The 22,720-nt window shown below is 69.4% G+C and carries 20 protein-coding genes; 7 read left to right on the forward strand and 13 right to left on the reverse strand.

Annotated elements, in window-relative coordinates; genetic code table 11:
• Nucleotides 1-98 precede the first annotated feature (98 nt).
• The 6 genes from LLS1_RS12140 to LLS1_RS12165 form a co-directional block, all read right to left on the reverse strand.
• On the reverse strand, nt 99-557 hold the full coding sequence (locus tag LLS1_RS12140; RefSeq protein WP_226655871.1) for a YbaB/EbfC family nucleoid-associated protein: 459 nt from the start codon (nt 555-557) through the stop codon (nt 99-101).
• Nucleotides 558-602: 45 nt separating this feature from the next.
• Complete coding sequence (locus LLS1_RS12145; RefSeq protein ID WP_226655873.1) at nt 603-4,316, reverse strand: FtsK/SpoIIIE domain-containing protein; 3,714 nt, start codon at nt 4,314-4,316, stop codon at nt 603-605.
• Nucleotides 4,313-5,617 (reverse strand): EsaB/YukD family protein, encoded by a 1,305-nt coding sequence (locus LLS1_RS12150; protein ID WP_226655875.1) that lies wholly within the window; start codon nt 5,615-5,617, stop codon nt 4,313-4,315. The genes LLS1_RS12145 and LLS1_RS12150 overlap by 4 nt, the downstream gene beginning before the upstream one ends.
• The gene (locus LLS1_RS12155) at nt 5,614-5,934 is read right to left on the reverse strand and encodes a hypothetical protein (protein WP_226655876.1); all 321 of its coding nucleotides are present in this window, start codon (nt 5,932-5,934) and stop codon (nt 5,614-5,616) included. Before LLS1_RS12155 ends, LLS1_RS12150 begins: the two co-directional genes overlap by 4 nt.
• Nucleotides 5,935-6,004: 70 nt before the next feature.
• Complete coding sequence (locus LLS1_RS12160; RefSeq protein ID WP_226655878.1) at nt 6,005-6,298, reverse strand: WXG100 family type VII secretion target; 294 nt, start codon at nt 6,296-6,298, stop codon at nt 6,005-6,007.
• 21 nt (nt 6,299-6,319) lie between these two features.
• On the reverse strand, nt 6,320-6,628 hold the full coding sequence (locus tag LLS1_RS12165; protein WP_226655880.1) for a WXG100 family type VII secretion target: 309 nt from the start codon (nt 6,626-6,628) through the stop codon (nt 6,320-6,322).
• 208 nt (nt 6,629-6,836) lie between these two features.
• Between LLS1_RS12165 and LLS1_RS12170 the strand changes: the two genes are divergently transcribed.
• Nucleotides 6,837-7,418, forward strand: a complete 582-nt coding sequence (locus LLS1_RS12170; RefSeq protein WP_226655882.1) for a TetR/AcrR family transcriptional regulator — start codon at nt 6,837-6,839, stop codon at nt 7,416-7,418.
• 25 nt (nt 7,419-7,443) lie between these two features.
• Here the strand turns inward: LLS1_RS12170 and LLS1_RS12175 are convergent, their stop codons facing one another.
• Nucleotides 7,444-8,637: a mannosyltransferase family protein gene (locus tag LLS1_RS12175; RefSeq protein ID WP_226655884.1), complete on the reverse strand. Its 1,194-nt coding sequence runs from the start codon at nt 8,635-8,637 to the stop codon at nt 7,444-7,446.
• Complete coding sequence (locus tag LLS1_RS12180) at nt 8,634-9,377, reverse strand: polyprenol monophosphomannose synthase (protein ID WP_226655886.1); 744 nt, start codon at nt 9,375-9,377, stop codon at nt 8,634-8,636. Before LLS1_RS12180 ends, LLS1_RS12175 begins: the two co-directional genes overlap by 4 nt.
• Before the next feature lie 267 nt (nt 9,378-9,644).
• On the opposite strand from LLS1_RS12180, the gene LLS1_RS12185 reads away from it, so the two are divergent.
• The 3 genes from LLS1_RS12185 to LLS1_RS12195 all read left to right on the forward strand — a co-directional run bounded on the left by LLS1_RS12185 (nt 9,645) and on the right by LLS1_RS12195 (nt 12,048).
• Nucleotides 9,645-9,905 carry a hypothetical protein gene (locus LLS1_RS12185; protein WP_226655888.1) on the forward strand — a complete coding sequence of 87 codons (261 nt, stop codon included), beginning with the start codon at nt 9,645-9,647 and terminating at the stop codon, nt 9,903-9,905.
• A 159-nt stretch (nt 9,906-10,064) separates the two neighbouring features.
• On the forward strand, nt 10,065-10,724 hold the full coding sequence (locus tag LLS1_RS12190) for a response regulator transcription factor (protein ID WP_226655890.1): 660 nt from the start codon (nt 10,065-10,067) through the stop codon (nt 10,722-10,724).
• Between the two features lie 118 nt (nt 10,725-10,842).
• Nucleotides 10,843-12,048 (forward strand): sensor histidine kinase, encoded by a 1,206-nt coding sequence (locus LLS1_RS12195; protein ID WP_226655892.1) that lies wholly within the window; start codon nt 10,843-10,845, stop codon nt 12,046-12,048.
• Nucleotides 12,049-12,079: 31 nt separating this feature from the next.
• On the opposite strand, the gene LLS1_RS12200 is transcribed toward LLS1_RS12195, so the two are convergent.
• Complete coding sequence (locus LLS1_RS12200) at nt 12,080-12,697, reverse strand: response regulator transcription factor (protein ID WP_226655893.1); 618 nt, start codon at nt 12,695-12,697, stop codon at nt 12,080-12,082.
• Nucleotides 12,698-13,097: 400 nt separating this feature from the next.
• On the opposite strand from LLS1_RS12200, the gene LLS1_RS12205 reads away from it, so the two are divergent.
• Nucleotides 13,098-14,189 carry a sensor histidine kinase gene (locus tag LLS1_RS12205; RefSeq protein ID WP_226655895.1) on the forward strand — a complete coding sequence of 364 codons (1,092 nt, stop codon included), beginning with the start codon at nt 13,098-13,100 and terminating at the stop codon, nt 14,187-14,189.
• 4 nt (nt 14,190-14,193) lie between these two features.
• Here the strand turns inward: LLS1_RS12205 and LLS1_RS12210 are convergent, their stop codons facing one another.
• Nucleotides 14,194-15,582, reverse strand: a complete 1,389-nt coding sequence (locus LLS1_RS12210; protein ID WP_226655897.1) for an MFS transporter — start codon at nt 15,580-15,582, stop codon at nt 14,194-14,196.
• Nucleotides 15,583-15,729: 147 nt separating this feature from the next.
• Between LLS1_RS12210 and LLS1_RS12215 the strand changes: the two genes are divergently transcribed.
• Complete coding sequence (locus LLS1_RS12215) at nt 15,730-17,916, forward strand: adenylate/guanylate cyclase domain-containing protein (protein ID WP_226655899.1); 2,187 nt, start codon at nt 15,730-15,732, stop codon at nt 17,914-17,916.
• The gene (locus LLS1_RS12220) at nt 17,913-19,277 is read left to right on the forward strand and encodes a mechanosensitive ion channel domain-containing protein (protein WP_226655901.1); all 1,365 of its coding nucleotides are present in this window, start codon (nt 17,913-17,915) and stop codon (nt 19,275-19,277) included. Before LLS1_RS12215 ends, LLS1_RS12220 begins: the two co-directional genes overlap by 4 nt.
• Nucleotides 19,278-19,361: 84 nt before the next feature.
• Here the strand turns inward: LLS1_RS12220 and LLS1_RS12225 are convergent, their stop codons facing one another.
• The 3 genes from LLS1_RS12225 to LLS1_RS12235 are packed head-to-tail and all read right to left on the reverse strand — an operon-like array spanning nt 19,362 to nt 22,385.
• The gene (locus LLS1_RS12225; protein ID WP_226655903.1) at nt 19,362-19,784 is read right to left on the reverse strand and encodes a DUF3060 domain-containing protein; all 423 of its coding nucleotides are present in this window, start codon (nt 19,782-19,784) and stop codon (nt 19,362-19,364) included.
• A gap of 22 nt (nt 19,785-19,806) precedes the next feature.
• Complete coding sequence (locus LLS1_RS12230; RefSeq protein WP_226655905.1) at nt 19,807-20,922, reverse strand: glycosyltransferase; 1,116 nt, start codon at nt 20,920-20,922, stop codon at nt 19,807-19,809.
• Nucleotides 20,922-22,385 (reverse strand): sugar transferase, encoded by a 1,464-nt coding sequence (locus tag LLS1_RS12235; RefSeq protein ID WP_226655907.1) that lies wholly within the window; start codon nt 22,383-22,385, stop codon nt 20,922-20,924. Before LLS1_RS12235 ends, LLS1_RS12230 begins: the two co-directional genes overlap by 1 nt.
• Nucleotides 22,386-22,720 lie beyond the last annotated feature (335 nt).

A 22,720-nucleotide genomic window follows, 5' to 3' on the forward strand; every position in this document is an offset into this window, starting at 1 on the left:
GACGGATCGCGCGGCTCGAGGCGCCGAGCAGAGTGGCGCCCCGGAGCGGAGCAGGCTGAACCGGTCCTCGCCTCTCGCGGCCGTTCCGGACGAGGGCGTCAGTTCGCGCGACCGGTGTGGTGGCGCACCCGGGCGCTGGAGCTCTCGACCTCGTGCAGAGTGAGATCCCGGCAGCGGGCGATGGCGTTGGTGAACGCGGAGGCGATCGCCCGCTCGAGCTCTTTCGGTGTCGCCGTGGCCGCGCCGGGGCCGAGCGACACCGCGACATCCTCCAACCGCGCGCTGCATCGCACGGTGACGAGTCCCGACTCGTCGGAGGCGACGGCCTCTGTGTCGCCGAGCCGTCGGGTGGCGTTGTCCATGGTGGTGCCGAGCGCCTGCAGTGAACGGATCAGGTGCGAGAACTCGCTACGGAAATGCCCCGGGTCGATCGTGTCGTCCAGCGCTGTCGCCTGGCCGGCGATGGACCCGAGGGTCTGTGCGGTCTCCGGCAGCCGTCGACGCACCCGGTCGAGGTAGGCCTCCAGCGCTTGACGGTCGGTGAGGTTGTCGTTCATGTCGTTTTCTCGCGATCTCTCGGATGCGGATGGATGGACAGGCGTTCAGGGCAGGTCGATCCGGGGGATGCGGACATCCTCGGGCGGCGTGCCGGGGCGGGCGACCCTCCCGGTGCCGACCGCCCTCACGGTGGTCGACGCCTGCCGCCCGGAGGCGGAGCCATCGGCGCTGCCGAGATCGAGAGCGACGGCCCCGAGCGCGCGCAGCTGCTGAGCGGCGGCCGTCCCGTCGGTGGACGACACCACGATCGAGAGCCCGAGCAGCCGGGAGAACGAGAGCAGTTCCGTCAGTGCGGTGAGAGGGTTCGTCCGCATGGCGAGGTGAGCGTCATCGATGGCGAGCACGATCCGCGGCCGCCGGCTGTCACCGGGGCTTCGCACGAACTGCGGGAGCTCGTCCGGAGCGGGCAGGCGCTCGAGCAGCCGTGTGTGCAGCTCGGAGAGGACGGCTTCGGCGCGGGTCGCCGTCGCGGCCACGGTGTGGGAGAGATCGGCGGGCAGCGAGGCGCTCAGCGTCAGCCGGGGGTCCAGGAGGGTGACGATCGCGTCCGGCGCTTGTTCGCTCACCTGCGCGAGGACGAGGCGGATCGCGTTGGTCTTGCCCGATCCGCTCGGTCCCACGATGCACAGGAGCGATTCGCTGTCCAGGAAGTCGACGCTGACGACTCTGTCGTCGGAGGCGGCGACGCCGAGCACGATGCCGCTGCCGCCCGTCCGATCGATCGACGAGAACGACAGGGGTGGTCGGCCGAGGTCGGGCAGTCGAGACGCCGTCCCCGACCAGGTGATCCGGAGCAGCCCGACGGCACCATCGATCCCGGCGGAGTCGAGTTGCGGCAGCGCCACCTGCATGACCCCGTCCGCGGTCGCCGCACGGCCGGGGATGTCCTTGGGCACCGGGTGGCGGCGCTGGTAGATCGAGTCGGTGGGATCGTTGAGTCCCAGCTCGATACGCGTGGCGACCATCTCCTGCGTCGATATCCGCAGCTCCCCCCAGCGCCGCACGGTGAGAACGACGTGGATGCCGACTCCCGGGCCTTCGGCGAGCAGAAGCCGGACCAGCGCCTCGAACTCCGGGTCCGCGGCGGCGAACGACGCCAGGCCGTCGATCAGGACGAAGAGACGTTGCGGCCCGGCGGCGGCCCGGTCGTCGTCGGTCCAGGACTCGAACAGGGCATCGACATCCAGGAGCAGCCGCCGGCGGAGCGCCCGGGTGCGGTACGCGAGAGAGTCCTGCAGGAACGCGATCAGGTCCGCGAGCTGCGCGTCGGAAGGATGCGCGTAGAACGTGAGATGCGGCAGCGACGTCAAGCGGGCGAGTCCGCCATCTGCGTCGAAGAGCACAAAACCGATCGCGTTCGGCGAGGTCGCGTACGCCGCGGACACGACGAGGGTCTGCACCAGCGTGGTCTTGCCACGGCGGGCGGAGCCGGCGATCGCGACACTCGCATCGCGCCCGAGAGGATCGAGCGACCAGACCGATTGGCGTTGCAAAGCGGGTTCATCGAGGAGCGCGATCGGAAGAGCGGTGTCCCCGTGGGCGGTGCGCGCCGCACTCAGCAGTGAGGAGAGCGGGAGGGTCCGGGGGAGGGGCGCCAGCCAGATCTGATGCGCCGCGGGGAGGACCCCGTCGAGGGCTTCGCTCAACCGCTGGACGGCGGTGCGTGGATCGGCAGTGCGGGGGAGCGGTGCGCTCCGCTGCGCCTCCCAGCGTCGTCCGTCGAGGCCGCGGACGACCACTTCGGCGCGTCCAGTGCCGGGGTCGGTGAGACGCGCGCCGACGTGGTCGGCGCGGAACGCGAGGAGTTCGCTCCCCGAGGTCCGCAGCAGGGCGGTGCCGGGCTCGCGGGGGAGAGAATACGCGTCGCGCGTGCCGATCGCGGCCATGCTGTCCGAGACGTTGAACGTGCGGAGCGCGATCCGGAAGCTGAGGTGACTCTCCAGGCCCCGGATCCGTCCCTCGTCCAGCCGCTGGGAGGCGAGGATCAGGTGCAGGCCGAGGCTTCGCCCCAGCCTCCCGACACTCACGAAGGTGTCGACGAACGACGGCTCCTTCTCCAGCAGCTCGCTGAACTCGTCGATGACGAGCACCAGGTGCGGGAGAGGCGCCCACTCGGGGTGCTCGCGTCGGCGTCGTTCCCGGTACTCGCTCACCGAGGCGGCGCTGTGCGCGGCCAGAAGCTCCTGCCGCCGATGCAGCTCTCCGTCGATCGACAGCTGGACACGGGCGATGAGGTGGGCGTCGGCATCCAGATTGGTCACCACTGCGGAGACGTGGGGCAATGCCGAGATCCCGATGAAGGAGGCGCCGCCTTTGAAGTCGGCCAGAAGGAAGGCGAGGTCGTCGGTGTGATGGCGTGCGGCGAGAGAGACGACCAGCGTGCGCAGCAGCTCGCTCTTCCCCGAGCCCGTGGCGCCGACGACGACACCGTGCGGACCCACCCCGCCACTGGACGGCTCCTTCAGGTCGAGTGCGACGGGCGCACCCTCGGGCGTTCGGCCGAGGGCTGCGACCAGGAAGTCGGCGTTCTCCTCGTCGATCGGCGTCGCCGTCCGGCTCTCCCAGTCGAGGATGGCCCTCGCCGTGCCGGTGGAGAGCGGACCGCTTGCCGTCGATGTGCCGTCCACCGGCGCGGGGGAGGCTCGGGCGAGCGCGCGGGCGAGCACCTCGGCCGCAACGGCGCCGAGCCGATCGGGTTGGAACGACACCGCGGGACGACCGGGAGACCGGAGTCGGCAACGCTCCTCGTCGTGCGCTTCGATGACGACATCGAGGCGGCCGACACGCTGCGAGCGTCCGACTCTGACCACGCACGCCGTCTCGTCGTGCGCCGTCAGCGCCTCCAACGCCTCCTCGATCGGATCATCCGGAGCCGGATCGAGAGCGATGACGAGGAGCACCGAGTCCGTCTTGCCGTTCAGGCGGGCGCTCAGCGCGTCGAGTGCACCCATCGTCGTGGTGACGCCCGTCGCGCTGAGCCGATGGGGCAGCCAGCGCGTCCATCGCCAGCCCGGGTGCAGGGCCGGGGGAGCCACGACGAGGATCTGCAGGTCGACCGTGGAGTGACAGGCGCAGGCGGAGGCGACCAGAGAGCGCAGGAGGTCGTTGACCGCCGGAGAGTCCGCGTCGCCGATGACGCGAATGGGCGCCGAGCCGACGGCGAGCCGGATCGGCCAGCTGTCGACACCTGATAGCGCGCGCAGTGCCTGCTTTCCGGCCTCGAGACAGGCGGGGTCGGAGTCGATGGACGCGCGGCTGGTGACCTCGTCTCCGATCCCGCCCAGCGGCAGCGGCCCTGACCCGACTCGGACGAGGAGGTGGTCGGTGCGCTCCCGCCCGCGCACCAGATCGCGATCGCGCACGCGCCAGACGAGGTCGTGGGCGGCGGGAGCCGCTCGGGTCACGGCTCTCTCGGCTCGGGCGGCATCCTCCAGCGCACGACGCAGCGCCGCGTCGAGGTCGTAGAGATAGAGGAGCTGGCTCTTCCGGCGGCGGCGGGCCGCACGAAGCCGCGTGGCCACGGTCGTCCCGACCACGGAGACGATGGTCGTCATGATCACAGCGCCGCCGACCAGCATCGCCTGCGGCGTGGGGTTGACCACATAGAGGAGCGACATCCCGGCGACGCTGACCAGGGGGAGCACCGCCTGGGCGACCGATGCGCCCGCCGCGTCGTCCTGCTCGCGAGCCGGCACCGCGGGCACGTCGACGGCCAGCTCGAAGTCGGCAGCCAGCGGGTCGCCGGATGCTCTGCTCATGATCCGGTCACCGCGTGCCCGAGCGCTTCACCGAGTTGCCAGCATCGGCGCCAGGCGTCGATGTCGGCGAGGAAAAGGCAGAAGACGATCAGCAGGAGCGGCGTCTCCGAGCGGGCGACGACCATCGCCCCGAGACCCGGCGGGAATCGGATCAGGCCGGAGAGCGCGACGGCCGTGGCGGCCGCCGCAGCCACCAGTACTCCGCTGATGGGTGGGGCCCAGGCGGTGACGAGCGCCGTCAGGGAAGCGACGGCGATGATCATCGTGACCATTCGCGCGGAGTGACGGACCCGAGCGGCGGTGCCGAGGAGCGACAGCATCGCCGCCGTGTAGAGGAGGAGAGTGTAGAGCGACGACCGGTCGAGGCCGATGCAGTAGACGACGAACACGGACGCCCCGATGACGTGGGCGACCTGGACGGCGCGCGCCCGTGCGATGTACTGCCGCGATCGGTCGGTCTCGTGCAGGCGGACCTCGTCGAGGTCGGCGGCGCGTGCGGCGACCCGCTCGCGTGACCGAGGCGTCATCGCCACGGCGAGACGCGGCGCGTAGGCGGCGACGCAGACCGCGGCGACGACGGCCGCGCCGATGCGCATGGGCTCGCTCACCGGGAGGTACCCGGTGGCGCTCAGCGCCCCGACGAAGGCGGAGAACACGACCGCGCTCAGACCGACCACGGGCCACGGTGCGGTGAGCCAGAGAGTGAGCCCCGCGGCGCCGGTCGCGAGCGCGACGGCCGCCCCGAGATCGAATCCCTGATCCAGCATCGCTGCGGCAGCGTTACCGGCGCCGAGTATGACGAGCGCGACGTGCACCAGCCAGAGAGGCCGCACGGTTTCCCTCCCCGTGACCGCGCGCCGGGCCCAGAAGAGCCCCCCGAGCTGGCCCGCGTACAGAGCGAGCACGCACCACAGCAACCCGCTCGAGGTCCCCTGCAGGACCATGGTCGCTTGGGCGCCGAACAGGATGGCGGACGCCAGGCAGCTGCCCGACAGAAGCAGGCGTGAGCGGTCGGGGCCGTCCGCCGTGCCGTCGTCCTCCAGCTGCAGCTCGACCTGATGGGGGCGGACCGCGCGCGCGATCACCGCGCCCGGTGCGACGCCCTGCGCCTCGAGCCCGGCGGCGGGGTCGAGCGGGGCGTGGTCCGGCCCGATCCAGGGGGCGGCCTCGGTCTCCGCGTCGATGGGGATGCCGCGTGCGGCGAGGATCTCGACCACCTCCGCCTCCCACTCGGCGATCGGGACATCGCCGGCGAGGTCGAGGTCGAAGCGATGCTCCCCCCAGTGCACGTGGATCCTCACGGCCGGACCCTGTCGTCCGCGGTCTGAGACGGGGCCGGACGCTGCGGCGATGGCTGCGTCGTCGACGTCGCCGGGGCCGGATGGACCTGTGAGACGGCGATCGTGACGAAGCCGGCGAGGAACGCCACGACGAGCGAGATCGTGCAGAGCAGGGCGGCTCGCAGCACCCCGTCCGCCGGTCGCAGCTTCTGCAGCACTTCGGCCACCTGATCGCCGTGGACGAGGCCACGACGCAGCCGTCGGTCCAGGGTGCGGAGCTCATGTTGTGCGATCGCCGTCCCCACGGGAGTGGGATCGCGGTGAGTGTCGTCTGTCATCGTCTACCTCCGAGACCCGACGGGGGCGGGATCGACCGCACCCGCGGTCGATCCCGCCCCCGTCCGGACTTCAGCGCCACATCCGCGCGTTGGCGGACTCGGCCTCCTCGTAGTTGGACGCGATGGTGGCGGTACTGGAGGCGAGGAGCTCCAGGATGCGGTTCATCTCTGCCGCCGCCCTGTTCCACTGCTCCTTCTTCTGCTCGTACTGGCTCTTGGCGGACCCGGACCAGCCCGACATCTCCGCTTCCACGCGGGACTGGAGCGCGCTCAGGAGCCCGGTGATGCGCTCGTTCTGCGACGCCATATCGGCATTGACGCTGCGCATCGCCGCGGTGTCGATGCGGATGGTGTTGTTCGACATGCTCTGTTCCTCGTCTTCCGGTCAGATCGCGTAGGTGAACTTCTCGAGGGCCGTGAGATGCTCCGTCTCCGCCTGGTCGTAGTTCTCCTGCGAGACGGAGAGCGCCCGCGCGATCGAGGTGAGCGCGTCGAGGATGGAACGGGCGTCTCCGTTCCACTTCTCGACGGCGCGCCGGTAGGCGTCTGCGGCCGGGCCCTGCCACCCTTCGAGCTGGGCGGACGTCCTCGACACGAGGCCCTGGACGACCTCCTCGATCTCGTTCGCGCAGGTCTGCGTGGCGTGGGCGGCGTCGGCGATGCTGCCCGTCTGTGCGGCGAATTCCACACTCATGACTGTCCTTTCTCCTCACGGTTGCCGGGTGGCGGAAAGCACAGCGACCGGCATGGTTGCGCACAACTCAATCCCGATCGGCGGGAGCGGGCCAGGGCACCCCGGCGACTGTCAACTTTGGTCGGAGCCGGGAGGAGATCCGTGGCCGAAAAGAGAATTCTCTGTGTCAAAAAAGATCACTAAGGAGTTCTGCCGTAGAGTCGTCGTCATGGGAAACATTCCGGACGGCCTGGCCTCGACGCCGGCGCAGCGCAGGGCGGTCGCCGCCATCCTCGACACGGCGCGTCAGCTGCTGCCCTCCGCGCCGGCGTCGTCGCTCATCGACATCGCGGCCGCCGCTCAGGTCTCCCGCAGCACCCTCTATCGCTACTTCCCCGACCGTACCGCCCTGGTCAAAGGTCTGGCTGTGCAGGCGTACGCCGAGGCCGACGAAGCCGTGCGTCGCATGCTCGCACTGGATCTGGCCCCCCTCGTGACGCTCCGCAAGGTGGTGGAGGCGCATCTGGCCCTCGGGCCCACGATGATGTTCCTCTACGCCGACCCGTCGATCAGCGACGACGACGAGTTCTGGGCTTCGCTCCGACGAGAGGGCGACCCGGTCGATGTCCTGCTCGCACGCGTTCGCGTGGCGGACGCCGAGGACGGCATGACCGCATCCTGGCTCCAGCGTTCCTATTGGGGTCTGCTCTACGTCGGCTGGGAATCGATGGCCGAGCAGGAGCTGAGCGCATCCGAGGCGGCCGAGCTGGTCGTCCGCTCCCTCCACGACGGCGTCCTCGGCCGGCACTGACCGCCCCGAGACCCCCGGGGCGGCGTCAGGGCGCGCCGCGCAGCCAGAGTAATGCGATCGCGACCGGCTGCAGGGCGAGGAACACGACGAGGATCCCGACGCGGCGTGCCCGCGTACGAGTGAGCCGTTCGTCGGCGAAAGCCGGCGCCAACGGGAGCATCACGCGCGGCAAACTCTGCTGCGGCAGGAACACCGCGAACAGATACAGCGTGTACGACCACAGATAGCCGGCCGTCACCGGGCCCAGACGACGGAACGGCTTCCCGCACATCCAGACGATCCCAGCCGCCACCGCGACGGCGACGGCCACCGCGCCTGCGATGCCGAGATACGCGTACCCGACGAGGAACCAGGGGGTGAGCGGGAACAAGTGCGGGTCCGGGATCGTGTTCGACCACCAGGCCGTCTCCGTCGCGATGTACGCGTCGGGACGCCCGGTCACGGCGGCGGCGATCAGGGGCCAGGCGAGTCCCGCGGAGGCGGTCACCAGGCCTGCGACGGTGATCCGCGCCGCGTCCCGTACGGCGAGCGGGTCGTCGCGTCGCCGCACGAAGCGGACGACGAGGTGAATAGCGAGAACCAGTGCGAGGGCGAGCGCGCCCGGCCGGGTGAACGCCGCGACCACCGCCACGGCGGTCGCGAGCTCGTATCGACGCTGTTCGATGAACACCAGGCCACTGAACAGGAGCAGGACGAACAGGGCTTCGGCATAGGCGGTGCTGAAGATGAACGACCACGGACTGAAGCAGAAGAGCAGGACCGCCCAGCGCGCCTGCTGCGGCGCGACCCGCAGAGAGACCAGTCGATGCAGGACCACGGCGGCGGCGGCGCTCGCGGCGATGGAGATCAGCGTGCCGAGCAGCGGAAACGGGGCGCCGGTCGCCATCAACCCACGGACGAGTGCGGGGAAGACCGGCAGGAACGCCCAGGCGTTCTGTCCGACGGAGCCGCCGACCATCGGCAGCTGGTGGGGATACCCCTGGGTAGCGATCTCCGCATACCAGCGGCTGTCCCACATGCCCAGGAATGCGACGGAGTCCGGCACCGGATGACGGGCGTCCATTCCCGTCCACCCGTGGGCATGGGCGATCGTGAAGGCGATGAGGAGGAGGATCAGGCTGAGCACGCGTGCCGCCAGAGCGACGAGGCAGATCCTGACCCAGCGAGGCAGGGCGGACCAGGCGCGACGGCTGCGCGCGATCACGGAGCGCTCGCTCATCGCCGGACACCGGCTACCGGCCGGGCCTGCCGGTGCGTCCTCAGCGTCACGAGCTGGTGCGCGAACGCGAGGCCGTTCGCCAGCCCCGCCTTCGACTCGCCGTCATGGCGCTCGCCGAAGGCGAGCGGAACCTCCGCCACGCGCGGCGACGTCCGGACGAGGATCTCCAGCAGGATCTTGAAGCCGGTGGGCGCCAGAGCGTCGAGATCGACCGCTGAACGTCGAACGGCGAAGAATCCGGACATCGGGTCGCTGCACTGGCGCAGGCGCCGCGGGAACAGCATCTTCGCGACGGTCGTCGACACGTGGGAGACCAGGCGGCGCACCCGGGTCTCCAGGCCGGAGGAGGATCCGCCGGGAATGTTGCGTGAGGCGACGACGACATCCGCGCCCGAGGTCTGCGCCTGCCGCAGTACCGCGGGGATCGTCGCGGGATCGTGCTGAAGGTCGGCGTCGAGCACGACGACCCAGTGACCGCGCGCGTCGCGCATTCCGGCGACGACCGCCCCGGCCAGACCTCCGACCGCGTCGTCGCGGTGCAGCAGCCGCACCGGCAGGTCACGGATTTCCGACTGGTCGAGGATGCGATCGGGCGTGTCATCGCTGGAATCGTCGACGAAGAGCACTTCCGTCGTCGCGGCGTCGACGGCCTCCTCGATCTTGTCGAGCAGGCGCACGATGTTCCCGGCCTCGTTGAAGGTCGGCACCACCAGGGTGACGTCGCAGCGCGGATGGCTCATGGCTCGGGGCCTTTCGATTCCTCGGAGAGATGGGCGGAGCCGGACGACCCCGGAATCCACTCTGGTGGGGCGGCATACGGCGCGCTTCACCCGGCCGCAGACGATCAACCAAAGGTGATGGGTCGTCGCCGAAGCGCTGGATCACGGCGGCCGCCGGATCACCCGATGGTGGACTCTTGCCCGTCTTCGGCGGGGACCCCGAGCTGGGGTCGGTGAGGTCGGGGTGTGCCCACCCGGGCAGTGCGTGACCACACGAGAGGAATGTCCATGAAGAAGTCAACGATCGCTGTGATGACCGCGGGTGCCGCGGTCGCCCTCGGGGTGCTCGTTCCCGTCGCCGGCTACGCGGCGACCCAGGGCGCGGCACGGCCTGCGAGCAGCAGCGTGCCGGCCGTCGGCGGCGTCACCGGAGAAAGCACCCCCTCCGGAGTCTCGTCCACGCCGTCCGCCGACATCGGCTCGGGTGCCTCGGCCGACCCGGCAGACGCGTCGACGGCTCGCATCGGGGTGGAGAGCCCGGGCCGCTGAGTCGATGGGCGGCCCGCCTTCCGCCCGAAGGCGGGCCGCCCTCCCCCTCTCTCTTCGAATACTGTTTGTGAGGGTAGACCGACTCGTTCACCAGAGACCGGGTAGCACTAGGAGGAGGCGAGCGGGAGGTCCGTCCGCCGTGCGACACCGGGAGGCGCCATGATCGCGGACGAAACGAGATGCAGACTACTGATCGTCGATGACGACCCGATCGTGCGGCGAGCGTTCCGACTCGCGCTGCACGGCGAGACGATCACCGTCGTCGGCGAGGCCTCGGACGGTGTCGACGCGCTGCTCCTGCTCGAGACGCACCGGAATCTCATCGATGTCGTACTGCTCGACGTGCGGATGCCGACGATGAGCGGGATCGCGACCGTCAACCCGATCAGGGTGCGCTTTCCCGCCGTGCGCATCGTTCTGACCACCAGCTTCCTCGACGACTCCCTCTCCGCCCACATCTCGAACATGGGCGCGCATGGGTTCGTCGCCAAGAGTGCTCCCATCGATGACTTCACGCGAGCGATCCTGGGCGATCAGAGACGCTCTGAGGAGCCGCCAGGCGTCATCGAGACGACCTTGACGACACGCGAACGATCGGTCGCGGCCCTCGTGGCCGAAGGCTACTCGAACTCCGGTATCGCGGCGGTGCTCGGTCTCAGTGTCAACACCGTGAAGACATACACGTCACGGATCTTCGCGAAGCTCGGCGTCCGCAACCGGGTGCAGCTCGCGAACCGAGTCAGCCTGGGGCAGAACCGGGTACCTCCTTTAGTTGACGGAAGGGCACGGGACGGCGATCGCGCCGGGAGCGGGGTCTAGCGTCGATGTCGAGCAGGTGGCCGGTTCGGGTCCGGACTGTTCGTGGCGGTGGAGCCGGGTCGGGTTCCGGCTCCACCGCCCTTCCGAACGGCCGAGACGCCGATCGTAGACTGGACGCATGGCGACGACGGGCGCTCCGATGATGGGGACACGCGTGTTCCGTGCCGTCACCGCGCTCGTGGCGATCGCAGCCGGGATCATGCTCTACGCCTTCGAGGAGTCCTGGCGCACGAACGGCGTGGTGCTCCTCGTCCTCGCACCGCTGGCAGGCCTGGTCGCCGCGTCGGCCATCCTCTTCGTCTCACGCGGATGGGCGCAGGCGCTGATCGTGCTCTGCGCGGCGGTGTCTCCGGTCGCCGTGCCGGCGCTCTGGGTGGCGCTGTTCGTGCGCGGCGCCCAGGGGGCACGCCGCAAGGTGATCGCCACCCTCTGCGCGGCGTGGGTCGCCGGGCTGATCCAGACGGTGCTGTACACGACACGCGTCGACGGGGGATTCGAGTGGGGCGTGACTGTCCGTCAGATCGTCTTCCTCGAGATCGGATTCGCGCTGGTCGTGTTCGTCGGCCTGGGGTTCGGCGAGCTGCAGTCCCGTCAGCGTCGGATCGACCACCTGGTCGCGTCGCTGGACGACAGCCACCGCGCGGCCGCCTCCGAGGTGCGGGAGCGGGAGCGGATCCAACTGGGGCGCGACCTCCACGACACGCTCGGCGCCAACGTGACCGTGCTCAGCCTCTACTCGCGCGCGCTGCTGGCCGATCCCGAACTCGACGAATCGGAGCGGATCGTCGCGGTCGAGCAGCTCGCCCGAGCAGGGCAGACGCTTTCGTCCGATGTGCGTGCGACGATCACCAGCCTGGTCGCCGGCCACCAGGCGGAGCTCGTACCCGCGGATCCGGAGAACACGGCGCGCACCTTCGTCGCGGCATTCGCGCAAATCGGGTCGACATTCGAGATCGACTGGGGCGACATCGCGGCGCCCTTGCCGCCGGAGGTCGAGCGGGTGCTGGCGATGTTCGTCCGCGAAGCGCTGACCAATGCTCTGAAGTACTCCGCTCCGGGCGTGGTGCGGTTGAGCGTCGAGCGAACGGTGGGCGATGGGGTGCGCGCGACGGTCCTCTCCCCGCTTCCGTCGATCGTCGCCGACGACGTGCGCCGCCGGATCGACTCCACGGGTGTCGGCCTGCGGAGTCTGCGCGTGCGGGCGGAGAACGCCGGCGGATCCCTCCGCGCTGCGCCGGAGGGCAACCAGTATCTCGTGAGGCTGGTTCTCCCGGGTCGGCGCCAGGATGACGAGGCACAGCCCGCAGACGATCGGAGTCCGTGACCGGCCCGTGCAGGCTGGGCGATGTCGACGATCAGGTCAGGCGGTCCCGGTCGTTGGCGCGTACTTCGTTGGCGAGCTGGACGCGATTCTCCAGGCCGAGCTTGGCCAGGCAGCGCGACACGTAGGTCTTGACGCTGTTGACGCTCAGGTGCAGTTCCCGGGCGATGCTCTCGTTCGACAGTCCCGTCGCGACCGCCCGCGCCACCGACAACTCCCGTGCGGTCAACGACATCAGCGCGCTCTCCGTCTCGCTCACGAGGTTGGACGTCGTCGCCGCCCGTTCGGTCGCGGTGCCGAGGAGAGCCTTTCGGAGTGTCTCGGTGGTCGCCGTCTTGGGGACGAAGGTCGTCGATCCGATGTTCCGCGCATGCTGGGCGAACTCCTCGTTCAGCAGCGACGACATGAGGACGATCCGGAGATGCGGGTAGCGCTGGCGGATCGAGCGGGCGGCGGCGATGCCGTTGACGTGCCGCATGCGGATGTCCATCAGGACGACATCCACAGGGATCGTGTCGAGGAGTCCGGCGACCTCGCTGCCGTCGATCGCCTCGCCCACGATGTCGAGTTCGGGGATCGAGCGGAACAGCAGCCGGAAGCCCATGCGCACGATGGGGTCGTCGTCCACGATCAGGACTCGTGTCGATACCATGTTCTCCTCGTTCGTCGGTGGACCCCGGTGGGCGGTCGCCTGGTGTCACTGTATTTATAGCCCGCCTCACAACGGCCGCGATCAACTTAGGAGGACCACTGTCTTCCTAAGTTGATCGCACGTGTTCTCTTTGGTTGACCAGTCGTCACGGGCGGGTTCACCGCCGTGCCCCGGTGCCTACGCTCGAAGCAATCGATCACTGGGGGAATTTCCATGCGACTTCTTTCGTCAGCAGACCGTGCCCTGTTGCGGCGATTGGGGCTCCTCGTCGGCGAGGAGGCGCACGCCAGCGCTGTCTCTGCTCTGGTGGAACGCCGGCTCCGCGATCACGTGTGCCCGGTGTTCCCCTGTTGCGTGATGCCACAGGCAACCTCGCGCGCCCCCCGCGGCGTCGTGAAGAATGCCCGGTGAGCTGGGACGGACACGAAGCCGCCTCGCCAGCGCGACCGGCGTCGCCCTGGCGGGTCTCAGTGTGCACTTCGCGATCGGGTGCACGGGGTGGCTCGTGTATCCGGCCCTTCTTCTGTGCGCGGCGGCACTCCTCCTCGATACCTGTCCGCCGTACACGACGGCGTTCGTCGCCGCCGCTGTCATCGGCCTCGCGCCGGATGCCATCCCGTTCGCGTGGTATGTGACCTTCGTTCTCGCCGTCAGCGGCCGACGGAGCGCGCTCTCGGTCGCGACCGGCGTGTTCCTGACGGTGGGAGGCCTTCTGCCGCTCGTGCTCGCTGTCATGCTCGTCGGCACCGTGTCGGGACAGGCCCAAGCACAGACCTGGATCCTGGTCGCGGGGGAGGCCACCGTCATCGTGGCCGGCGTGCTCGTGCGCAGGCAGACCCTGGCGGCGCGCCGATCCAGGCCCGACGAGCAGGGGCCCCGGATCGAAGAACTCGTGGAGATCCTGCACGATCAGCTGGGCCACCGACTCGCGCTCCTGAACCTGTATGCCTCGACGCTGCAGAACCGGCGTTCGCTCAGTCATGACGAGGAGGAACAGGTTTCGCAGGCGATCCAGTACAACGTGCGAGAAGCGGCGACCACCCTCGCCACTCTGCTGTCGAACACGACGCCGCCCAGCAGGACACCGCTGGCCGACCTGAACAACCTCCTGCTGGAGTTCCGGGCCGCTGGCATTCCCATCCACGCGCAGCTGACCGACCAGATCGAGGATTTCGCGCAGGATGTCTGTCTGTTCGTCTTCCGATTCGTCCGGGAGTGTTTGACCAACGCGGCCAAACACGGATCGATCCGGGGTATCGACATCCTGGTGTCCTACGACCGCGTCCACGACGTCGCGGGCATCGTCGTCCGCTCCGCGTCGGGTGCACCGGCGGTCTCCGGCGGCGTCGCGCGCGTGGAGTCGTCCTCCGGACTCGGCCTCGCCTCGCTGCGCGAGCAGGCGGCCGCGCTGGGCGGAGCGGTCCAGGTCGGCGCCGAGCCGGGCGTGTTCACCGTGTCGGCGGAGGTCCCTCTGCGGCGCAACGCCGCCTGACGGATCACACCGAAGAGCGCCGTCGGAGCGCGATTCCGACACCTGCTCCCGAGACGGCCAGTAAGACCGCCGCCACGAGGACGGCCAGGTGGAAGCCCTGGCCGGATGACGGTGCGGTCACGGCGATGGCTCCGAGGATCGCGGTGCCGAAGCCGCCGCCGAGATCGTACGAGATCTCCTCCAGCGCCGCCGCACCGCCCACTTCGTGCAGTCCCGCCGACGAGACGATCAGGTCGTTGGCGCTCACGGCGGCGATCTCGATGCTCAGCCCGACCAGGGATGTGCAGGCGGCGAAGAGCAGGAAGCTCAGGGGTTCTCCGAGCAGCGCTATCGGGGACAGAGCCACGCCGGCGACGATGAGCGCCATGCAGATGCTGACGCGGTGCCCGAGGAGGCGGAGGACCCAGGGCGAGACGAACGCACCGACCAGCGTCGCCAGAGCGAGAGGGATCAGGAGCATCGCTGCGTCGAACGGAGAGAGCCCCCGCACCAACTGCAGGTATCGGGCGAACTGGAGTTCGAGTCCGACGACGGCGAACATCGCCAGTCCGACGGCCAGCAGCGCGGAGGAGAAGGCGCGGTTGAGGAAGAGACGCACGTCGAGCATCGGCTGACGGCCGCGTCGCAGCATCCCGCGCTGCCGTCGGACGAAGATCCAGACGAGTACGGCGGCCGTGGCCAGACCGACGGCGAACACCACCGTCCCGTGGTCCGACAGGCTGTTGGCGGCGACCGCTGCGCAGAGCACGGCGGCGACCGCGAGGAGCTGACTGGCGATGTCCGTGCTGCCCGGTCTCTCCGAGCGCGACTCCGGGATCCAGGCCGCGGCCGCCGCGATCACCGCGATGCCGAGCGGGAGGTTGAAGAGGAACACCCCTCCCCACCAGCTGTGCTCGACGATGAGACCTCCGAGCACCGGTCCGGCTGCCGCCGCAGCGGCCGAGGACATGGACCAGATCGCGACCGCGCGCACTCGTCGCCGGCGATCGGGGTAAGCGACCCGAAGGAGCGACATCGTCGACGGCAGCGCCGCCGCCGCACCGACCGCCATGGTCGCGCGCGCGGCGATCAGCAGCTCCGGTGAAGGGGCGAACGCGGCGGCCGTGGAAGCGGCGACGAACACGAGCATGCCGACGACGAGGAATCGGCGCCGCCCGAACCGATCGCTCAGGACACCCGCCGAAAGCAGCAGCGGAGCGATCACGAACGGGAACGCGTCGATGATCCACAGCAGCTCCGCGTCGGTCGCGTCGAGGTCGCGCGCGATCGTGGGCGCCGCCACGTGCAACACGGTGACATCGATCGAGATCAGCGCGAGCGCGCCGCAGACCGTCGCCAGCACCAGGGCCGGACGTCGGACGGCTGCTGCCGCCGGCGGGGTCGGGTCATCCACGTTCCCATAGTGCCGGAACGGCGCGACGGGAGGGACGCGCCGGACGAGACCGTCCACGAAGGAATGCCGCTCCCGTGCCGGAACACGGGGTATCTTGGCGGACAAGTCAGTTCTGTCAGCCAGCGAGCACAGCGCGAGGAGTGGCGTGTGGAGTCGTCCGTGAACACCGAGCCGACGCTGCCGGTGCCTCCGCGGAAGCCGTTCCGCAGGCGCCGCGGGCTCACCATCCAGTCGAAGCTGCTGGTGATGCTGCTCGTCGTGGGAGTCGGCGCCACCGCCGTGACCGGCTTCATCTCCTACTACAGCTCGGCACAGTCGTTGCGGGAGGCGGCGTTCGATCAACTCACGAGCGTTCGTGCCAACCGGTCGGCCGAGGTGCAGCGGCTTTTCTCCAGCGTGCGCTCGGCGGTGGCTCTCGCCTCGAGCAACGCGAGCGCCGCCGAGGCGTCGAACGCGTTCAACGCCGGATTCTCCGCACTCGCCACCTCCTCGATCGAGCCGGGTGGCGAACAGTCGCTGACCGCCTACTACACCGATCAGTTCCTGCCCAAGGTGACCGAGCGCACCGCGAAGACCTACGCGGTGGACTCCTTCCTGCCGACGGATCCCGCCGCGCGCTATCTGCAGGCGAAGTACACGGCGGTGGTCGGCTCCGACTACCAGAAGGCCCTCGACTATGTCGATCCGGCCGATCAGGGCCCGTGGAGCGCCGCGAACGCGACGTACGGTCCGTACTTCGCGGATCTCGCGACGAAGCTCTCGTTCAATGACGTCCTCCTCCTCAACACCACCGGGGACATCGTGTACTCGGCGTACAAGGGCGTCGATCTCGGCACGAACGTCGAGACCGGGCCGTTCCGTGATTCCCTCCTGGCCGACGCGTACGAGGAGGCCCTGCGTTCCAACACGGTCGACACGACGGTGACGACGGACTTCCAGAACTACCTGCCGGCGTTCGACGAACCCGTTCTCTGGATCGTCTCCCCGGTCGGCAGAGACGGTGTCGTGACGGGCGCCCTCGCCTTCCAGATCGATGTCAGCGCGATCAACGACGTGATGACCGGAGGGACGAAGTGGCAGGCGCAGGGCCTCGGCAAGACGGGTGAGTCGTATCTGGTCGGCCCGGGGAGCACCATGCGCTCGACCTCGCGGCTGCTCGTGGAATCGCCGAAGACCTATCGCACGGCGGTCGTCGACGCCGGGACCGCGCCGAGCGTCGCCGACCAGATCGTCCGGACGGGCGATCCGATCCTCCTCCAACCGATCGAGACGACCGCGGCGAAGGAGGGGTTGCGCGGAGAGACGGGTCTGAGCACCGAGACCGGTTACACCGGGCGCGAAGCGTTGATGGCCTACGCGCCCCTGCGCGTGCAAGGCCTGGACTGGGCGATCGTGGCGCAGATGGACACGAGCGAGGCATTCGCCCCGGTGAATCAGCTGACCCAGGCCCTGCTGATCGCCATCATCGTGATCGTCATCGCGGTCTGCCTGCTCTCCCTCGGCCTCGCACAGGTCTTCCTGCGGCCGATCCGCCGGCTGCACCGGGCCGTCGAGGAGACGGCGGGCGGCGAGCTGGGCACGCAGGTCGACGTGCGCTCGACCGACGAGATCGGCGACCTCGGACGGGCGTTCAACGACCTCTCGCGGTCGCTGCAGACCAAAGATGCCCTGCTGCAGGAAGAGAAGCGTCAGCATCAGGACCTCTTGCGCACGATGATGCCGGACGACGTCGCCCGACGCTTCCAGGGCGGAGAGGAGACGATCGCCGACGATCACGCCGGTGTCGCCGTGCTCTTCGCCGATGTCGATGGATTCGAGCAGTACAGCCGCGGCCGTGAGTCCGCAGAGTCGCTGGCCACCCTGAACTCCATCTTCCGTGCGTTCGACGACGAGGCCAACCGGTTGGGGGTCGAACCCGTTCGCAGCACACGCCAGCAGGGCTACCTCGCCAGCTGCGGGCTCACCGTGCGGCGCGTGGACGCTCCCCGCCGGATGGTCGAGTTCGCGCTCGCCGCCGATCGGGTCGTCCGGCGGTTCAATGCGCAACTCGGCGTCGATCTCCGCCTGCGAGCCGGGATCGATTTCGGCACGGTCACCAGCGGGCTGGTCGGCCGGAGCGGTGTCATGTTCGACATGTGGGGTGACACCGTCGATCTCGCCCACCGGGCCTTCGAAGGGGAGGAGCGCTCGGGCATCTTCGTGACGGCCCGGGTGGCCGCCGCATTGCCCTCGACGATCGATGTCGTGCAGGCAGAGGAGGCCGCCGACCCGCAGACCGGTGAGCCGCTCTGGCGCGTACTGCCAGCCGCGGACGCGGAGCCGACCGGCCGATGAACACGACGCTGCTCTGGACCGCCGGAATCGTCGTCGTGGCGCTCCCGCTGGCGATGCTCGGCCTGACCGAGTTCGCCGCGGCCCTGGGGCGCCGAGCACATCCCGCCGCGAGACTCGTCCGGCTGGTGCGCGATGTCGTGCTGCCTCTCGCAGCGATTCTGGTGTTGCTGACTCAGCTTCACCTGCCCGCCGAGTCGGTGTCCTGGACGCGGGTGGTGGCGACCGTCCTCGGCTTCCTGATTCTGCTCGTGCTGCTGAACGGCCTCAACATCGGGCTCTTCGTCACGGCGCAGCGGGGAACGTGGCGCGCGCGCATCCCTTCCATCTTCGTGGACATCGTCCGGATCGCTTTGATCGTCGTCGGTCTGGGCGTGCTCTTCTCCTGGGTCTGGGGAGCAGACGTCGGCGGCCTCTTCGCCGCTCTCGGAGTCAGCTCGATCGTGATCGGTCTCGCCCTCCAGCAGGCGGTGGGCCCGATCGTGGCCGGTCTCTTCCTGCTGTTCGAGCAACCGTTCCGGCTGGGCGACTGGCTCGTGATCGGGTCCATCGAAGGCCGCGTGGTCGAGGTCAACTGGCGTGCCGTGCATCTCGACACCGCCCGCGGTGTCGAGATCATCCCGAACGGCTCCCTCGCGACGACATCGTTCGCCAACCGCTCGCGCGGACCGGGGCCGACCACGGTGATGCTCGACGCGGCATTCGCGAGTGACGACGCGCCGAGTGCCGTCGCGGTGACGCTGCGCGCCGTCGCCGCGGACCTGCCGACCTGCGTCTCCCCGGACGCCGTCCGGGTCGATCACGCGGGCGCGGGCTCCTACCGAGTGACGGTACCGATCGCGAGTCCCGCGGATGAGACCCGCACGGTCTCGATTTTCAATCAACGGCTGTGGTACGCGGCACGCCGTGCCGGGCTCGCCCTCGATGGCGACGTCTCCGCCAGGGAGGCGACTCGTGTGCCGGAGGCCGACGCCACCGCGGTGACCGGTGCGTTCCGGCTGGGCGGCAGCGCGGTCGAGGTGTTCATGCGATCGAGCAGGACGCTCGTCTTCGGCGTCGGCGAGGTCGTCGAGCGAGAGGGCGTGCAGACGCCGTTCGTGGGCATCATCCTCGCCGGCCGGGCGCGCATCGACGTGACGCAGCGTCAGGGAGACGACGCATCGCCTGCCACACTCGACCGCGACGACATGGTCGGTGTCACGACCCTTGTCGGGCGGTCGCCGCGGGCCCGAGTGGTCGCGGAGACGGATGTGCGGATCCTCGCGCTCGACGTGGAGGCGGCCGACCGGCTGATGGACGAGAACCCCGGTTTCGGTCGGCGCATCGGACAGATCATCGACTTCCGGCTGGCGCTCGCGCCCTGAGGGGTGCTCCGCGGAGCTGCTGGACGCACGACCGCGGTCCTCGGCGGACCGCGGTCGTGCTGGCGGGCGGGCATGCGTTGCGGGTCAGTGGGCCGCAGTGATCTCGTTGCCCTTCCCGTGGTCGGTGACGGAGGGGGTGCCCTTGGTCGTGACGATGTTGCCATCGGCCGTGAGCTCCACCGAGCCGACCTCGCCCGCGCGAATGAGGTTGATCGAGCCCGACACGATCACGTGCTTGACCGAGCCCAGGTCCAGGATCGAGTTGGAGGCCTTCACCTCGACGGTGTCGCACGGACCCGAGAGCGTCGCCTGGACGTTGTTCTCGGTGAGGACGGCTTTGCCGTCCGTGCAGGTGAGGGAGGCACGAGGCAGATCGGTTGCCGGGGCGACGTTCGCGTTCCCGGTCGAGCTCGGGGCCGGGGCGGGTGCCGAGCAGCCGGTCAGGACGGCGGCGAGGACGCCGAGCCCGAAGAGGGCGCCGGCGGTCTTGGTGTGGCGGATACGCATGGGTTTCTTCTTTCTCTGTGGGTCAGCGATGGCGTGTCATCCAGGTGCGGATGCCACGTTCGAACTCCTCCGTGCGGAATCGGCGCGCGCCTGCGCGCACGACGGCCCGGTCGAAGCTCTGAACCGCTTCGAGGGCCGAGCGGAACGCCCGATGGTCCTCGAAGTCGGGGATCGCGATGCCGGAGACACCGGCTGCGATGGTCTCGGCGGCCCCGCCTCGGCGGTTGACGATGACAGGGGTGCCGGTCGCCATCGCTTCGACGGGGGTGATTCCGAAATCTTCGACACCAGGAAGCACGTACACCGTCGCGCGCTGCATGAGAGCGCGCAGCAACGGGGTGGAGGGTGCCGTGACGAACGTCGTCGCGGAGCCGAGCGATTCCGCGATGTCGCGCAGGCGCGGCAGATCCGGTCCCGCACCGGCGATGACGGAGGGGATGCCTGCGTCGTGAGCGACCCTGATGACCGTGTCGAGACGCTTGTAGCGGACCAGACGCGACGCTCCGAGGACATAGTCCCCGGGGATCCCGGCGAGCACAGCGGCGTCGGCGTCGTCGAGCTGTGTGCTCCAGTCGTCGACCGCTTGGATGCCGTCCACGTCGACCGGGGGATGGATGACGGTCGAGTCGACGCCCCAGCTCCGGGCGATCCTTTCGCGGACGTACGCGCTGTTGGCGGCGAGGTTGACGTGACCGTCGGCACGTCGAGCGTCGATCGCCCGGAAGACAGGGGCCACGGTGCGGACGGCGAGGCTGCGGCCGCGATCGTCGCACTCCGGAGCCCAGAGGTAACGAGCGGGCGAGTGCGTGTACACGAACTTGCGCGTGTCGGGCAGTCCGCGGAGTCGCGCGTGGTGAGCGAACAGGTGCGAGCTGACCAGCAGCCAGTCGTACTCCCGGTTCGGCAGCCGCCGCCAGATCATCGGCATGAGCGGCAAGGAGGCCGCCTTCCGGCCGCGGAGGGGGGTGCGAGCCAGTGCGCTCTCCCGCACACGGTTCGTGGGGTAGCGTCCCGCGTGGTCGTTCCACAGGGTGAAAATGTCCGCGTGCGGGTAGAGGGAGGCGAACGAGTCCAGCACTCGCTCTGCGCCGCCGAGGCGTTCGATCCACTCGTGCGCTATGAGTCCATGGGCGACCATCAGTAGGCTCCCTTCGGCCGGATGACGACGGTGACGGTGCGGGCCAGGACGATCAGATCGAGGATGAGGGACCAGTTCTCCACGTAGTGGAGATCGAGGCGCACGCCTTCTGTCCAGCCCAGGTCGCTGCGACCGCTGACCTGCCAGAGACCGGTGACGCCCGGGCTCACCATCAGCCGTCTGGCTTCGTGGGGTTCGTACTCCAGCACCTCCGACGGCAGCGCCGGCCGGGGGCCGACGAGGCTCATCTCTCCGCGGATCACGTTGAGCAGCTGCGGAAGCTCGTCGAGTGAATAGCGCCGCAGGATGCGGCCGACGGGGGTGACTCGAGGATCGTCGCGAAGCTTGAACAGGGGGCCTTCGGCGTCGTTGCCCGTGAGGGAGGAGCGCAGGTGTTCCGCTCCATCGCACATGGTGCGGAACTTGAGGATCGAGAACACCCTCCCGCCCTTCCCCACGCGTTGCTGGCGGAACAGCACCGGGCCGGGGCCGCTGGATCTGACCGCGACCGCGACGGCCACGAGCACGGGGGTCGCGAGGACGAGGGCGATGCTCGCGGCGACGATGTCGAATCCGCGTTTCAGCCGGGACGCGACCCCGTGGTGGTCGGGGAGGGCGACGTGCTGGAACGGGAAGCGCCCGACAAGACGGGGCTGGATGCGTGCGTGGTCGACGCCGACCAGCGGCGAAGAGATGATCATCTCGATGCCGGCCTGTTCGAGGTCCCACATGAGGCGTTGGGTTCCGCGGCTGTCGTTGGCGAGTTCCCCGACGAGCAGCACGACGGATGCGTCGGCGCCGATCGCCTCGCGGGCGATCTGGTCGAGTGTGCCGTCGTCAGCGGAAAGCGGGCGGCCCTCGTCGGTGCTGAACACCCCGACGACGCGAAGACCGCAGTGCGCGTCGTCGCGGATCTGGGACTGCACCAGCGCGGCGGCGGCGGCGTCGCCCACGATCAGAGCGGAAGCGAGGCACCGCCCGCGGGAGCGCTGGGCGACGAGGGCTCGGCGCATCGCGGCCCGGCCGACCAGGAGCGCCAGGGATCCCAGCGGGACGACGATGGCGAGGTAGCCGCGAGCGACGTCGGTGTGCAGGGAGTAGGAGCCGATGGCCATGAATCCGGCTGCGCAGATGCAGGAGAACAGCACCCGCTTGTACTCGAGGTATCCGCGCCCGAGGATACGGGGATCGCGCGACCGAGACGTCCCGAGCAGCAGCCACCAGAGGGCTGCGCATACTGCGGAGACGAGCCAGTACTGGACCGGTGTGTAACCGACGACCAGTGTGTCGGGGGACGCGGTGCCGCTGAACCGGGCGAGGTGCGCGACGACGAATGCCGCGAGGATCACGATGGAGTCGGTCGCTGCGAGGAGCTGCGGCCAACCATCGGCGTCGGCCCGGCCCGGTACCCGATGAGCGCCTCGTGCCGACGCGATGGCCGGTGTGCGAGCAGAGGTTGACACGTCGTCGACCCTTCCTTTCCCCCTTGGTGGTGTCCGGCCCGATCCCGGTTCCGGCATAGACACGGTTGTCCATCGAGAGAGGCGGAGGCGCCTGCGCATCGGAAGGTGTCGCCGAAAGTGGACGCCCCGCGTGACTCGAGCACAACTGTGACAACTAGAGTCTTTTTGAACCTATCTGTCTCATCAACCCCGCCCGCCCGACCGTCAACTTTCGTGGACCTCTCTGCTTCGGCCTCGGCGGCGAGGGTGCCTGGTCATCGACAGTGGGAGTGGGTGGCCGCCCATCACGGCGAGCTGCGCCCTGGAAATAGAACGGTATGTTCTAAAAAGAGTCT

The sequence above is a fragment of the Leifsonia sp. LS1 genome (genome assembly GCF_020521355.1).
Taxonomy (GTDB): Bacteria; Actinomycetota; Actinomycetes; order Actinomycetales; family Microbacteriaceae; genus Leifsonia.

Bases quoted from the DNA above. Each gene is read 5' to 3' on its own strand.
- LLS1_RS12160 (WP_226655878.1), bottom strand. From the start codon at position 6,298: ATGTCGAACAACACCATCCGCATCGACACCGCGGCGATGCGCAGCGTC.
- LLS1_RS12175 (WP_226655884.1), bottom strand. From the start codon at position 8,637: ATGAGCGAGCGCTCCGTGATCGCGCGCAGCCGTCGCGCCTGGTCCGCC.
- LLS1_RS12200 (WP_226655893.1), bottom strand. From the start codon at position 12,697: ATGGTATCGACACGAGTCCTGATCGTGGACGACGACCCCATCGTGCGC.
- LLS1_RS12185 (WP_226655888.1), top strand. From the start codon at position 9,645: ATGAAGAAGTCAACGATCGCTGTGATGACCGCGGGTGCCGCGGTCGCC.
- LLS1_RS12220 (WP_226655901.1), top strand. From the start codon at position 17,913: ATGAACACGACGCTGCTCTGGACCGCCGGAATCGTCGTCGTGGCGCTC.
- LLS1_RS12195 (WP_226655892.1), top strand. From the start codon at position 10,843: ATGGCGACGACGGGCGCTCCGATGATGGGGACACGCGTGTTCCGTGCC.
- LLS1_RS12155 (WP_226655876.1), bottom strand. From the start codon at position 5,934: ATGACAGACGACACTCACCGCGATCCCACTCCCGTGGGGACGGCGATC.
- LLS1_RS12145 (WP_226655873.1), bottom strand. From the start codon at position 4,316: ATGAGCAGAGCATCCGGCGACCCGCTGGCTGCCGACTTCGAGCTGGCC.
- LLS1_RS12140 (WP_226655871.1), bottom strand. From the start codon at position 557: ATGAACGACAACCTCACCGACCGTCAAGCGCTGGAGGCCTACCTCGAC.
- LLS1_RS12180 (WP_226655886.1), bottom strand. From the start codon at position 9,377: ATGAGCCATCCGCGCTGCGACGTCACCCTGGTGGTGCCGACCTTCAAC.
- LLS1_RS12230 (WP_226655905.1), bottom strand. From the start codon at position 20,922: ATGGTCGCCCATGGACTCATAGCGCACGAGTGGATCGAACGCCTCGGC.
- LLS1_RS12165 (WP_226655880.1), bottom strand. From the start codon at position 6,628: ATGAGTGTGGAATTCGCCGCACAGACGGGCAGCATCGCCGACGCCGCC.
- LLS1_RS12170 (WP_226655882.1), top strand. From the start codon at position 6,837: ATGGGAAACATTCCGGACGGCCTGGCCTCGACGCCGGCGCAGCGCAGG.
- LLS1_RS12225 (WP_226655903.1), bottom strand. From the start codon at position 19,784: ATGCGTATCCGCCACACCAAGACCGCCGGCGCCCTCTTCGGGCTCGGC.
- LLS1_RS12190 (WP_226655890.1), top strand. From the start codon at position 10,065: ATGATCGCGGACGAAACGAGATGCAGACTACTGATCGTCGATGACGAC.
- LLS1_RS12205 (WP_226655895.1), top strand. From the start codon at position 13,098: ATGCCCGGTGAGCTGGGACGGACACGAAGCCGCCTCGCCAGCGCGACC.